This is a genomic window from Brachybacterium vulturis, assembly GCF_002407185.1.
GTDB classification, from domain to species: Bacteria; Actinomycetota; Actinomycetes; order Actinomycetales; family Dermabacteraceae; genus Brachybacterium; species Brachybacterium vulturis.
On sequence record NZ_CP023563.1, the window covers coordinates 3,129,460 to 3,142,036 of the forward strand.

Genomic DNA, 12,577 nt, shown 5'->3' on the forward strand with positions numbered 1-12,577 from the left:
GTCACATCGCCAGGCTGCCGAGGACCCGCAGCAGGATCCATCCGACGATCAGCAGGAGCATCAGGCTCAGGTCCAGGGAGACGGCGCCGATGCGCAGCGGCGGGATCAGGCGCCGGAGCCCCTTCACCGGCGGGTCGGTCAGCGTGTAGACGACCTCGAACAGCACGAGCACCAGTCCCGAGGGCCGGTACTCCCTCGCGTAGGACTGGATCCATTCGAGCACCAGTCGCGCGATGAGCACGATCAGATATATCAGGACTGCGAGGTACAGCGCTCCCGCGATGAGCTGCACGGGATCTCAGCTCTGGTTGTAGAAGCTGCCCTCGTCGGCAGAGCTGTCTCCGTCGACCTGGACGAACTCCGGGGAGAGCAGGAACACCTTGGAGGTGACGCGCTCGATGGTCCCGCGCAGACCGAACACCAGGCCCGCCGAGAAGTCGACCATGCGCTTGGCGTCGCCGTCCTGCATGTCCGTGAGGTTCATGATGACCGGCACGCCGTCACGGAACGACTCGCCGATCGCCTTCGCGTCGTTGTAGGACCGCGGATGGATCGTGGTGATGCGGTGCATCGACTCCTCCACTGCCGGGGCCATCGAGACCACGTTGGAATGCTGACGGATCGGGGTCACCTGGGCCTCCCGGTCTGGTGCGGGCTCAGGGCCTCGCTCGGTGCGGCGGGGCGCAGCGACGGCCTCGTCATGGCGGAGCCGCTCGTCCTCGTAGTACTCGTCGTCGACCTCGTTGGCGAGGCCGAGGGCGACCATGGCGTTGCGCCAGTTTCCCATCGCAGATCTCCCAGTCTGTTGTTCACGCTGACCTGGGCTCCAGGGAAGCACGGGGAGTGCGCGGGAGCCCTTGCCCACTGAAAGTACCGTAGGCATTTCCTCCGCGACGGGAGGCGACCGGCGTGTCGTGGGCGTGTCCGGTGCGGCAGGGCTCACCCGGCCGGCGCCGCCGGGCCCGCGGGCTCACGCGCGGCGGAGCACCCCGGCGAAGCGGCCGGTGCGCGCAGCGCGGCGGTAGGAGAAGAAGCGTTCGTCCTCGAGGGTGCAGGGATGCTCCACATCGAGCGCGGCGCGCGCCACCCCCGAGGCTTCGAGCACGGCAGCCGCTCCGGCGCGCAGGTCCAGTGACGGCGTGCCCCAGGAGGTCCGTGCCCAGGTCTCGGGCAGCACGGCCGCGGCCTCCTCGCGCATGGTGGCGGACACCTCGTAGCAGGCGCCGCAGATCGAGGGGCCGATGCTCGCCTCGAGATCCCCCGGGTGCGCCCCCAGCCCGATCAGCGCCTCGACCGTGCGCTCGAGCACCCCGGTCAGCAGGCCCTGGCGGCCGGCGTGGGCGACCGCCACGACGCCGGCGACGGGATCGGACAGCAGCACCGGCAGGCAGTCGGCGACCATGATCGCCAGGGCGACGTCGTCCCGGTCGGTGACGATCGCATCCGCTGTGCGCACCGGCACCTCCCCCGTCGCCGGCAGCACGTGGACGTCAGCGGAGTGGACCTGGTCGACGAAGACCAACGGTGCTCCGATCTCCGCGGCGAGCAGGGCGCGGTTGTGCTGGACGCGGTCCTCGACGTCCCCGACGTGGCGGGCCAGGTTCAACCCGGCGTGGTCCCCGGTGCTCACTCCCCCGTCCCGGCCCGTGAACAGGGCACGGGCCCCGCGAAGACGCGGGGCCCGTGCGGTGAGCGGTGAGCTCACTTGAGGAACGAGGGCAGATCGAGATCGTCGTCGTCCGACGGCGGCTCCTCGATGTGCGGCGGGCGCGCGGGCTCCCGCTCGGGGGCCCGCGGTGCCGGCTGCGGGGCGGCCTGGCTCTGCGCCGCGTCCTGGCCTCCCTCGGTGTCCGCGGCATCCATGACCTCGGTCTCGGCTTCCGCGGCGCTGCCGCGCGACGGGGAGAAGGCCTGCTGCGGCAGACCCCAGGCGCCGGGCGCGGCGCCGTGCCCGCTCTGGGCGGGGCGCTGCTCCTGGGCCGCCGGGCGGGGCTGGGCGGCACGCGGCGCCGCGGCCTGCTCGACGCGCGGGGTCGCGCGCTGCTGGGGGGCGATGTCATGGCGCGGGGCCGGACCGCCGCCCTCGAAGCCGGCGGCGATGACGGTCACGCGGACCTCATCGCCCAGGGCGTCGTCGATGACGGAGCCGAAGATGATGTTCGCATCCGGGTGCGCGGCCTCCTGCACCAGGCGGGCCGCCTCCGAGACCTCGTACAGGCCCAGGTCGCTGCCGCCCTGGATGGACAGGAGCACGCCGTAGGCGCCGTCGATCGAGGCCTCGAGCAGCGGGCTGGAGACCGCGAGCTCGGCGGCCTGCAGGGCGCGGTCGTCGCCGCGCGCCGAGCCGATGCCCATCAGGGCGCTGCCGGCGCCCTGCATGACGGACTTGACGTCCGCGAAGTCGAGGTTGATCAGGCCCGGGGTGGTGATCAGGTCCGTGATGCCCTGGACACCGGAGAGGAGGACCTGGTCCGCGCTCTTGAAGGCGTCGAGCATGGAGACCTGCTTGTCCGCGATGGACAGCAGCCGGTCGTTGGGGATCACGATGAGGGTGTCGACCTCGGCCTGCAGCCCGGCGATGCCGGACTCGGCCTGGGTGGAGCGACGGCGGCCCTCGAAGGTGAAGGGGCGGGTGACCACGCCGATGGTCAGCGCGCCGAGGCTGCGGGCGATCTTGGCGACCACGGGGGCGCCGCCGGTGCCGGTGCCGCCGCCCTCGCCGGCGGTCACGAAGACCATGTCGGCCCCGCGCATGACCTCTTCGATCTCCTCGGCGTGGTCCTCGGCGGCCCGCTTGCCGACCTCGGGGTCGGCGCCGGCGCCGAGTCCACGGGTGATGTCCTTGCCGACGTCGAGCTTGACGTCCGCGTCGGACATCAGCAGCGCCTGGGCGTCGGTGTTGATCGCGATGAACTCGACGCCCTTCATCCCGGACTCGATCATGCGGTTGACAGCATTGACACCTCCGCCGCCGACGCCGACGACCTTGATGACTGCGAGTGAGATCTGGGTTCCGGCCACGTTTGGGTCCTTGCTCTTGTCGTTCCTCCGCGGAGAGGGGCCTGCGTCGCACCTGGTCGTGGACTTCCAAAACCCTCGACCTCGAGTTGAGGTTCGGACTTCGGGGCGCCTCTCCTTTCCTCTGACGCTAGGGACCGGTGCACGTGCACGCAAACACAAAGGGTGCGTGTCGTCGCCCGGGGCGGGCGAGATCACCGTGGCGAGCTCGGCCGGCGTCAGCGGGTGACGGGGGCGACCGGCGAGGAGACGTCGATGACGGAGCCCGGCCGGCCGAGCAGCGCCTGGACCACCTCGGCCTTGAGCTCCGCGTCACGGGCATCACCCCACACGACGGTCTTGGCACCCCCGCCCTCGAGGGCGAGCTCGAAGGTGACGTCGCTCGTGCTGGAGGCCGAGACCTCCCGGATCGCGCCGCGCAGCGAGGCGGGCATCTCCGCGAGGACCTCGCTCATCGCGGCGGCCGCTCCCTCGGGATCGGTGGAACCGCTGGTGACCGTGAGCGGGACCAGGCTCTGCCCCTCCCCCGCCGCGGCGGGCAGCTCCTGCCCGTCCTCCCCGACCACCACCGAGGTGCCGTCGAGCTCGGTGAGCAGCGCGATCGGGGCGGCCTCGGTGATGCTCACCCGGACCCCGTCCGGCCAGACCCGCTCGACGTCGACGGAGGCGACCCCGGGCACCGCGCCGACCTGCTCGGCGATCTCCCCGGAGGGCAGCAGCAGCACGCTGCCGTCGGCGCCGGGCCCCATCGCGGCGCGGATGTCCGCGTCCTCGACGTAGCCGGTGCCCTCGACCTCCACCTCGTGGACCTGCAGCGCGGGCAGGAAGATCGCGGTGACCAAGGCGGCGACCACCAGTGCCGCGGTGATCGCGATGCCGATGACGATCGCGCGGCGGCGACGGCGCCAGGGACGGCCCACCACCAGCTCGCGGAAGCGGCCGGCGGCCTGGACCACCCGGCCGCCGTCCGTCGGCTCCTCAGCCGCCGCGGCGACGGGGCGCGGGCGGCCGACGGTCCGGGAGCGGGGAGCCGGTGCGGGCGACGCAGCCGACGGGACAGAGCGGGTCGCGGGGGCGGAGCGCGCGGGCGCGGACGATGCGGAGGGGGCGGAGCGCGCCGAGGCCGACGGGGCGGCGGCCGACGAGGCCGGGGACGCCGGCGCAGGGCGTGCCGGACGCGCCGGACCCGCCGTGCGCGAGGGCGCGGGAGCGGGTGGGACCTCGGGCGCGCGCCGCCGGGCGGCCGGGGTCTTCGAGGTGCGCTGCGAGCTCGCCGACGCCGCCGGCCGTCGGGGGCTCTGCCGGGGCCGAGGGGCGGTGGGGCGCCGGGCCATCAGGGGCGTCCTCGGGCGGCGTCCAGCGCGGCCATCAGCCCGGGGGTGATCTCCACGATGTCCCCGGCACCGAGCATCAGCAGCAGGTCATCGGGGCGGGCGGTCGCGACGACCCGTGCCACGAGGTCCTCGTCCCCGGCGACCGGCTCCACGGCCGCGGCCGCGAGGTCGGTGATCGTGCGCGCATCGACCGTCGGATCCGGGTCCTCACGGGCCGCGTAGACGGGCAGCACCCAGGCCAGATCGGCGGCCGAGAGCGCGGCGGCGAAGTCGACCGCGAAGTCGCGGGTGCGGGAGAACAGGTGCGGCTGGAATCCGACGAGGACCCGACCCGGCACCGGCTGCGCGGCGACGATCCCGCGGGCGGCGGCGATGGTCGCGGCCACCTCCCGCGGATGGTGGGCGTAGTCGTCCACCACGGTCACTCCCCCGGCGGTCCCGGCCACGTCGAAGCGGCGGGAGGCGCCCGTGAAGGTCCCCAGCCCGGCGGCGAGGGCGGTGAGGTCCGCCTCCGGCACGGCGGCGGCGCTCGCGGCGAGCGCGCCGAGGGCGTTGAGCACGTTGTGGTGCCCGGTGACCGACAGCTGCGCGGTGAGCTCCCCGCGGGGCGTGTCGATCACGATCTCGGCGCCGCGGGGGCCGCTGCGCTCCTGCCGCAGCGCCCACTGGGCGTCCTCGCCGGTGCCGTAGCCCACGACGCTGAGGCCGCGCTCGGCCGCGCGCTGCCCGAGCGCGCGGGCGCCCGGGTCGTCGGCGCACACCACGAGCGTGCCGCCCGGGGCGAGCTGCGTGGTGAGGGCATCGAACGCCGCGGTGAGGTGCGCCGCGTCGCCGTGGAAGTCGAGGTGGTCGGGCTCGAGGTTGGTCACCACCAGGGAGCGCGGGGCGAAGGCGAGGAAGGAGCCGTCGGACTCATCGGCCTCGACCACCGCGAGCCCGCTGCCCGTGGCGCGATCGGACGGTGCGGGCGGCAGGGACGCCTCGGCGCCGAGGCCGGCGTTGCGGCCCAGATCGGGCACCGCCGCGCCGAGCGCCCAGGCGGGGTCGTGCCCCGCGCCGCGCAGCGCGGTCACGGCCATCCCCGTGGTGGTGGTCTTCCCGTGGGTGCCGGCGACGGCGACCAGGTCGCGGTCGCGGAGCAGACCGGCGAGGGCGGCGGCGCGGTGGATGACGGGGATCCCCCGCTCGCGGGCGGTGAGCACCTCGGGATTGTCGGCCCGCACGGCGGTGGAGACGATCACCAGGTCGAGGTCCGGGGCCAGCAGGCCTGCGTCGAAGCCGATGCCGATGCGGGCACCGGCTGCGCGCAGCGGGGCGATGAACTGGCCCTCCTGCGAGTCGGAGCCGCTGACGGTGAGCCCGGACTCGAGCGCGAGACGGGCGACGGCGCTCATCCCGGCTCCGCCGATGCGCACCACGTGCACCGAGCGCACGTCCTCCGCCGGCCAGCCCGGCTGGGTGACCACGTCGCCGGCACGCAGGATCGTGCGCGGGGTCACCGGCGGCAGGGAACCGTTCTCGGGGGCAGAAGTCATGTGCTCACCGTAATCCGCTGGGCGCCTCGCCCGCGTCACGCCCGGCGTGCGACGCCGGTCACCACGTCGGCCATGACCTCGGCGGCGTCGGTGATCCCGAAGGCGCGCGCGGCCTCGCTCATCCCCTGCAGCCGGTCCCGGTCCTGCAGCAGGGGCAGCACCTGCTCGGTGAGGCGCGCGGCGTCGAGCTCGGCGTCCGGGATCAGCAGGGCGCCGCCGGCGGCGACGACCTGCTCCCCGTTCAGCGCCTGCTCGCCGTTGCCGATGGGCAGCGGGACCAGCACGGCGGGGAGGCCGACGGCGGTGAGTTCGCTGACGGTCCCGGCGCCGGAGCGGGTCAGGGCGAGATCGGCCGCGGCGTAGGCGTCCTCCATCGCGGTCACGTACTCGAGCACGCGGTAGCCCTCGTGCTCGGGGAGGTCCTCGGCCTTGCCGCGACCGGAGACGTGCAGGATCTGCGCACCGGCGTCGACGAACGCCTGCGCGGCCTCCGCCACGGCGGCGTTCAGACGCTGGGCGCCGAGGGAGCCCCCGGTGACCAGCAGCACGGGGCGGGCGGGGTCCAGGCCCATGCTGCGCACCGCCTCCTCACGGCGTGCGGCGCGGTCGAGATGGGCGATCGCTGCCCGCATCGGCATGCCGATGCGGCGGGCGCCGGGCAGGCTCGAGCCCTCGAAGGCGGTGAGGACGGCCGCGGCGCGGGGCGCCCCGAGCCGGTTGGCCAGGCCCGGCCGCCGGTTCGCCTCATGGACCACCAGTGGGCGCCGCAGCGAGGCGGCGGCGAGGTAGGCGGGAGGGCAGACGTAGCCCCCGAACCCGGCGACCACGTCGATCTCGCGCTCGCGCAGCAGGGTGCGGACCTCGCGCAGCGTGCTCAGGAAGCGGCCCGGGAAGCGCAGCGCGGCACCATTCGGACGACGGGGGAAGGGCACCTTGTCGATGGTGACCAGCTCGAAGCCGGCCGCGGGCACCAGGTCGACCTCGAGCCCCTGCGGGGTCCCCAGCACGGTGATCTCCGCCTCGGGACAGCGACGGGCGATCTGGGCGGCGGTGGCCAGCAGCGGCGAGACGTGCCCGGCGCTGCCGCCACCGGCCAGGAGGATGCGCGGCGTGGTGGAGGACATCAGGACCTTCGGGAGGGAGCGGTGCCGCGGCCCGAGCGCCGCGTGCGGGAGGACGAGGAGCGCGGCGTGCCCGTGGCCGGGCGCTTCGCGGCAGCCTGACGCGGCGTGCCCTTGGCCGGGTGCTTCGCGGCAGCCTGACGCGGCGTGCCCTTGACCGGGTGCTTCGCGGGGGCGGAGCGGGCGGTCGCGGGCGCGGCGGAGCGCCCGCGCGGAGCGGGCAGCACGCTGATGGAACTGCGCACCGAGCTCAGTCGGGCACCGATCGCCTCCGCCGCGCCCGGCTCCCGCCGCGCGAAGGAGATCAGCACGCCCAGCGCCGTCATGGAGGCCAGCAGTGCGGAACCGCCCGAGGAGATGAACGGCAGCGGCACCCCGATGACGGGCAGCAGCCCGGTGACCACCATCATGTTCACGAAGGCCTGTCCGAGCAGCCAGGCGCTGATGCCCGCGACGGTGATCTGCATGAAGTGGTCGTCGAGCCGGGTGATCATCCGGAACATGAGCAGCGCCAGGGCGGTGAACAGCGCCAGCACGCCGAGGGTGCCGATCAGACCGAGCTCCTCGCCGATGATCGCGAAGATGTAGTCGTCCTCGGCGGCGGGCAGCCGACCCCACTTCTGCCTTGACTCGCCCAGACCCAGGCCCCACCAGCCGCCCTCGGCAAGACCCATCAGCCCCTGCTCCGACTGGAGGCAGGTGTCCCCCGGGCAGGTGCCGTGGAGCCAGTTGTTGATGCGGGCCATGCGGTTGCCACTGGTGATGGTGAGCGCGATGACGCCCGCCAGCCCGGCCAGCCCGACGCCGACGAACCAGCGTCGCGGCACCCCGGCGACCCAGACGGCGCCGGCGACGAGCATCGCCATCACCAGCATGGTGCCGAGGTCGTGGCCGAGGATCACCAGACCGAGCGCGACGCCGGCGCCGGGGAGCAGGGGGATGATCAGATGGAAGGGGCGGTGCAGCAGCGGTCGCTTCATCGCGAGCACGGCTCCCAGCCAGACGGCGAGGGCGAGCTTGAGGAACTCCGAGGGCTGCAGGCGCTGGGAGCCGATCTGGATCCAGTTGCGGTTGCCGTACACCTCCACGCCCAGGCCGGGCACGTGCACCAGGCACTGCAGCGCCAGGCCGAGGACGAACAGGAACCAGGCGGCACGGCGGTAGAAGCCCGGCGGCATCAGCGCGGCGACCGCCAGCGCGACCAGGCCCATGCCGGCGAACGTGCCCTGGCGCAGCAGTCCGGCGAAGCCGGAGTCGCCGCGGGAGATGTTGCTCACCGAGCTGGAGGACAGCACCATCACCAGGCCCACGCTGATCAGCAGCGCGCCGACGACGATGAGACCGTAGAAGTCGAGCGCCGGGGATTTCAGCCAGCTGCCGACGCCCTGGCGCACCCTGCCGCCGATATTGCCCAGCGGGTGCTCCTCGTCCGGCCGCACGACCTCGGCAGAGCGACGCGCATCCCGACGGGGCTCCCGGCGGGTGTCCTCCATCGTCATGCGTGCTCTCCTGGCAGTCGGGACACGGCCGCCGCGAACAGATCCCCCCGTTCCGCGTAGTCACGGAACTGGTCGATGGAGGCGGCGGCGGGCGCCAGCAGCACCACGTCACCGGCGGCGGCGAGCGAGCGGGCGGCCCGCACCGCATCCTCCATCAGCCGGGATCGCCCGGCGTCGTCGCCAGTGTCACCCGGATCGATGCGCCGCAGAGGGATCTCGGGCGCGTGTCGCGACAGTGCGGTCGTGAACGGACCGGCGTCGAGGCCCAGCAGCACCACGCCGGCCAGGCGGTCGTGCACCGCGGCGATCAGCGGGTCGAGGTCCGCGCCCTTGACGTCGCCGCCGGCGACCCAGACCACGCGCTCGGCGGAGCGCAGGGAGGCGGCCGCGGCGGCGGGATTGGTCGCCTTGGTGTCGTCGACGTAGTCGATGCCGTCGATGGTGGCGAGGTGCTGAGCTCGGTGGCTGCCCATCCGATAGGCCCGCAGCCCGTCACGGATCGCGGCGGGCTCGACCCCGTGGGCCCGGGCGAGCGCGGCGGCGGCCAGCGCGTCGAGCACGAGGTGGGGGCCGGCGCCCTGCGGACCCAGGTGGGCGAGGTCCTCGAGGGTGGCGAGCTCGGCGGCGGCCGAGCGCCGCTCGGCGAGGAAGGCCCGGTCCACCAGCACCCCGTCGATCAGCCCGAGCTCGGAGAGGCCGGGAGGTCCCAGGGTGAGGCCGACGGCGCGGGCGCCCTCGACCACGTCCGCCTCCTCGACCAGTTCTCGGGTGACGGGGTCGGCGACGCTGTACACGCAGGCGGTGCGCACCCCCTCGAAGATGCGGCCCTTGGCTGCGGCGTAGGCCGCGGCGCCGCCGTGCCAGTCCAGGTGGTCGGCGCTGACGTTCAGCACCACGGCCGCCTCGCAGTCCAGGTGCTCGGTCCAGTGCAGCTGGAAGCTCGACAGCTCGAGCGCGAGCACGTCGAAGCCCTCGGGGTCCAGTGCGGCCTCGATGACGGGCAGGCCCACGTTGCCGCAGGCGACGGCGCGCAGCCCGGCCTGGACCAGGATCGACTCCAGCATGGTGACAGTGGTGGTCTTGCCGTTGGTGCCGGTGATGCCGAGCCACGCGGGGCCGTCGGCGGCCTGCATCCGGCGGGCCAGCTCGATCTCGCTCCAGACGGGGATCCCCGCGGCCTGGGCGGCGACCAGCAGCGGCTGGTCGGGGCGCCAGCCCGGGGAGGTGACCACGAGGTCGATCTCGCGATCCTGCGGCAGCTCGAGGGTGTGGACGGTGCCGAGACGGAACTCCACCCCGAGCACCTCGAGGATCCGGGCCCGTTCCCGCAGCTGCGGGGTATCGGCCCCCTCGACCACGAGCACCTGGGCGCCGCGCTGCAGGGTCTGGTCCGCGATGGCGTAGCCGGAGACCCCGAAGCCGGTCACCAGGATCCGCAGCCCGCTCACGTCCAGGCCCGGCCAGGAGCGCTCCAGGGCGGGACCCCCGGGCGCGGGGATGCTCATGAGGTGAGCCTCGGCAGGGCGTCGAGGTAGAAGATGCCCAGCCCGATGCCGGCGAGGATGCCCGCCACGATCCAGAAGCGCACCACGATGGTGACCTCGTTCCACCCCTTGAGCTCGAAGTGATGCTGCAGCGGGGCCATCCGGAACACGCGCTTGCCGGTGAGCTTGAAGCTGGCGACCTGGATGATGACCGACAGCGAGATGATCACGAACAGACCGCCGATGACCGCGCCGACGATCTCGGTGCGGGAGGTGATCGTCAGGCCCGCGATCGCGCCGCCGAGGGCCAGGGAGCCGGTGTCGCCCATGAAGATCTTCGCGGGCGAGGTGTTCCACCACAGGAAGCCGACGCAGGCGCCGATGATGGCCGCGCACAGCACGGCGGTGTCCAACGGGTCCCGGGCGTCGTAGCAGTGCACGAGGCCCCCGGCGTCGAGGTCGACGTTGCACACCTGCCGCCACTGCCAGAAGCTGATGATCAGATAGGCACCGGTGAAGATGATGGTCGCACCGCTGGCGAGGCCGTCGAGGCCGTCGGTGAGGTTCACCCCGTTGGACCAGGCGGCGACCAGGAAGTTCGCCCAGATGGCGAAGAGCAGGAAGCCGACCACGGTGCCCAGGAAGGCGAGGTCCAGCCAGGGGACGTCGCGCACGAAGGAGACGTGCATGGACGCCGGGGTCAGCCCGTTCTCGTCCGGGAACAGCAGGGCCATCACGGCGAAGGCGGTCGCGACCAGGAACTGGCCGACCAGCTTGTACCGGGGGCGCAGGCCGGTGCTGTCCTGCTGGGAGATCTTGAGGTAGTCGTCGAGGAAGCCGACGATCCCGAGGCCGACGGTCAGGAACAGCACCAGCAGCACGGAGACGCTGGGAGAGGTCCACAGCACCAGGTGGGTGAGGAAGTAGGCCGCCATCACCGCCAGGATGATCGCGACGCCGCCCATGGTCGGGGTGCCGCGCTTGGTGGCGTGCGTGGTGGGACCGTCGTCGCGGACGAACTGCCCGTAGCCCCGGCGCTCGAGGACCTTGATGAACAGGGGCGTGCCGAAGATCGACAGCACGAGTGCGATCGCCCCCGAGACGATGATCGCGATCACTGATCGGCTCCTGTCTGCAGTCCGTCGTGGTCGGCGCGCCGCCCGAGGTGCTCCACGAGGGGGCCCGCGATACGGCGCAGTCCCGCATCACGGGACGACTTCAGCAGCACCGCGTCCCCGGGCCGCACGGTCCGTTCCAGCTCGGCGATGGCCTCCTCGACGGTGTCGAGGTGCTCGGACTCCCCGCCGAAGCTGCCCTCGAGGCTCGCCCCGTGGTGGATGGGCGCGGCACCGTCGCCGACCACGTACAGCTGGCCGATGTTCAGCCGCACCGCGAGGCGACCGATCTCGTCGTGCAGCCGCACGCTGTCCGGGCCCAGTTCCAGCATCTCGCCGAGCACCGCGATGGTGCGGTGGCTGCGACCGAGGTGCGCGAGCGTCTTCAGCGCCTGCTTCATGGAATCGGGGTTGGCGTTGTAGGCGTCGTCGATGATCAGCGCACCGCCGGCGCGCAGTGCCTGCATCCGCTGCGCAGAGGCGAGGGTGGCCCCGTCGAGGGCGGCGGCGGCCGCGGCGGGTGCGACCCCGGCGACCAGGGCGGCGGTCAGCGCCGCCAGCACATTGGCGGCCTGGTGCTCGCCCAGCAGATCCGGGCGCACCGGGAAGCTGCCCGCGCCCACCGGGTCACCGTCCAGGGTGGTCAGGCCCTCCGGGATCTCGAGCGCGAAGCTCACCCGGGCCTGATCGTCCAGGGAGAGCTCGCCGCCACGGACATCACCGGTGGTGAATCCCCAGGTGACGACGGGGGCGCAGGAGCGCTCGGCCATACCGGCGACGAGCCGGTCCTCGGCGTTCAGGACCGCCCGTCCACCGGGTGCCAGGGCCTCCACCAGCTCGCCCTTGGCCTGTGCGATGGCGTCGATGCTGCCGAACTCGCCGAGGTGGGCGGAGCCGACGTTGAGCACGAGCGCGATGTCGGGCCGGGCGATCGCGGTGAGCTGGGCGATGTGCCCGATGCCGCGAGCCCCCATCTCGAGCACCAGGAAGCGGGTCTCCGCGGTCGCTCGCAGCACGGTCAGCGGCAGGCCGAGCTCGTTGTTCAGGCTGCCGACGGGGGCCACGGTGGGCCCGGCCGCACCGAGGATCGTGCCCAGCAGGTCCTTGGTGCCGGTCTTGCCGGCGCTGCCGGTCACCGCGAGCACCACCAGCTGTGGGTTCTCCTGGCGAGCACGGGCGAGCTGACCGCGAGCGAGTGCGGACAGCGCCTCCCGGACGTCGTCGACCTGCACCGCCGGGATCCCGTGGTCCTCGCTCACCAGGGCGAGGACGGCTCCGGCCCGTCGCGCGGCGTCGAGGAAGGCATGGCCGTCGACATGCTCGCCGCGGAAGGCGGCGAACAGGTCGCCGGGGCCGATGTCGCGCGAGTCGATACCTGCGGTGCCGGTGACGAGCTCATCGCCGGTCGCACCTCCCACGAGTGCGCCGCCGGTGAGGTCGGCGATCTCCCGTGCCGTGGTCTGGAGCATGT

At 73.3% G+C, this 12,577-nt stretch carries 11 protein-coding genes; all 11 read right to left on the reverse strand.

Translation table 11 applies throughout. The annotated features are described in order from the left end of the window. Position 1: 1 nt before the first annotated feature. The 11 genes from CFK38_RS14045 to CFK38_RS14095 all read right to left on the reverse strand — a co-directional run bounded on the left by CFK38_RS14045 (position 2) and on the right by CFK38_RS14095 (position 12,575). On the reverse strand, positions 2 to 292 hold the full coding sequence (locus CFK38_RS14045; protein ID WP_096803625.1) for a YggT family protein: 291 nt from the start codon (positions 290 to 292) through the stop codon (positions 2 to 4). A 6-nt stretch (positions 293 to 298) separates the two neighbouring features. After that, positions 299 to 787, reverse strand: a complete 489-nt coding sequence (locus CFK38_RS14050) for a cell division protein SepF (RefSeq protein WP_096803626.1) — start codon at positions 785 to 787, stop codon at positions 299 to 301. Positions 788 to 970: 183 nt separating this feature from the next. Next, the gene (gene pgeF / locus CFK38_RS14055; RefSeq protein ID WP_096803627.1) at positions 971 to 1,705 is read right to left on the reverse strand and encodes a peptidoglycan editing factor PgeF; all 735 of its coding nucleotides are present in this window, start codon (positions 1,703 to 1,705) and stop codon (positions 971 to 973) included. After that, positions 1,702 to 3,021: a cell division protein FtsZ gene (ftsZ, locus tag CFK38_RS14060; protein WP_096803628.1), complete on the reverse strand. Its 1,320-nt coding sequence runs from the start codon at positions 3,019 to 3,021 to the stop codon at positions 1,702 to 1,704. Before ftsZ ends, pgeF begins: the two co-directional genes overlap by 4 nt. A 215-nt stretch (positions 3,022 to 3,236) precedes the next feature. Beyond that, entirely contained in the window at positions 3,237 to 3,974 is a 738-nt protein-coding gene (locus CFK38_RS14065; RefSeq protein ID WP_245851083.1) for a cell division protein FtsQ/DivIB, read from the reverse strand. Between the two features lie 377 nt (positions 3,975 to 4,351). Next, a complete protein-coding gene (murC, locus tag CFK38_RS14070) occupies positions 4,352 to 5,887 on the reverse strand; it encodes a UDP-N-acetylmuramate--L-alanine ligase (RefSeq protein ID WP_096803630.1) in 1,536 nt (511 codons plus the stop codon). A 35-nt stretch (positions 5,888 to 5,922) separates the two neighbouring features. After that, complete coding sequence (gene murG, locus CFK38_RS14075; protein WP_096803631.1) at positions 5,923 to 7,011, reverse strand: undecaprenyldiphospho-muramoylpentapeptide beta-N-acetylglucosaminyltransferase; 1,089 nt, start codon at positions 7,009 to 7,011, stop codon at positions 5,923 to 5,925. Further along, positions 7,011 to 8,507, reverse strand: coding sequence for a putative lipid II flippase FtsW (gene ftsW / locus CFK38_RS14080; RefSeq protein ID WP_096803632.1), 1,497 nt, complete (start codon positions 8,505 to 8,507; stop codon positions 7,011 to 7,013). The genes murG and ftsW overlap by 1 nt, the downstream gene beginning before the upstream one ends. Continuing rightward, complete coding sequence (murD, locus tag CFK38_RS14085; RefSeq protein WP_096803633.1) at positions 8,504 to 10,012, reverse strand: UDP-N-acetylmuramoyl-L-alanine--D-glutamate ligase; 1,509 nt, start codon at positions 10,010 to 10,012, stop codon at positions 8,504 to 8,506. The genes ftsW and murD overlap by 4 nt, the downstream gene beginning before the upstream one ends. Continuing rightward, positions 10,009 to 11,109 carry a phospho-N-acetylmuramoyl-pentapeptide-transferase gene (gene mraY, locus CFK38_RS14090; RefSeq protein WP_096803634.1) on the reverse strand — a complete coding sequence of 367 codons (1,101 nt, stop codon included), beginning with the start codon at positions 11,107 to 11,109 and terminating at the stop codon, positions 10,009 to 10,011. The genes murD and mraY overlap by 4 nt, the downstream gene beginning before the upstream one ends. Next, positions 11,106 to 12,575: a UDP-N-acetylmuramoyl-tripeptide--D-alanyl-D-alanine ligase gene (locus tag CFK38_RS14095; protein ID WP_096803635.1), complete on the reverse strand. Its 1,470-nt coding sequence runs from the start codon at positions 12,573 to 12,575 to the stop codon at positions 11,106 to 11,108. The genes mraY and CFK38_RS14095 overlap by 4 nt, the downstream gene beginning before the upstream one ends. Positions 12,576 to 12,577 lie beyond the last annotated feature (2 nt).

Coding starts and splice junctions, on each gene's coding strand:
- murD (WP_096803633.1), bottom strand. CDS start 10,012: ATGAGCATCCCCGCGCCCGGGGGTCCCGCCCTGGAGCGCTCCTGGCCG.
- ftsW (WP_096803632.1), bottom strand. CDS start 8,507: ATGACGATGGAGGACACCCGCCGGGAGCCCCGTCGGGATGCGCGTCGC.
- murG (WP_096803631.1), bottom strand. CDS start 7,011: ATGTCCTCCACCACGCCGCGCATCCTCCTGGCCGGTGGCGGCAGCGCC.
- murC (WP_096803630.1), bottom strand. CDS start 5,887: ATGACTTCTGCCCCCGAGAACGGTTCCCTGCCGCCGGTGACCCCGCGC.
- CFK38_RS14050 (WP_096803626.1), bottom strand. CDS start 787: ATGGGAAACTGGCGCAACGCCATGGTCGCCCTCGGCCTCGCCAACGAG.
- CFK38_RS14095 (WP_096803635.1), bottom strand. CDS start 12,575: ATGCTCCAGACCACGGCACGGGAGATCGCCGACCTCACCGGCGGCGCA.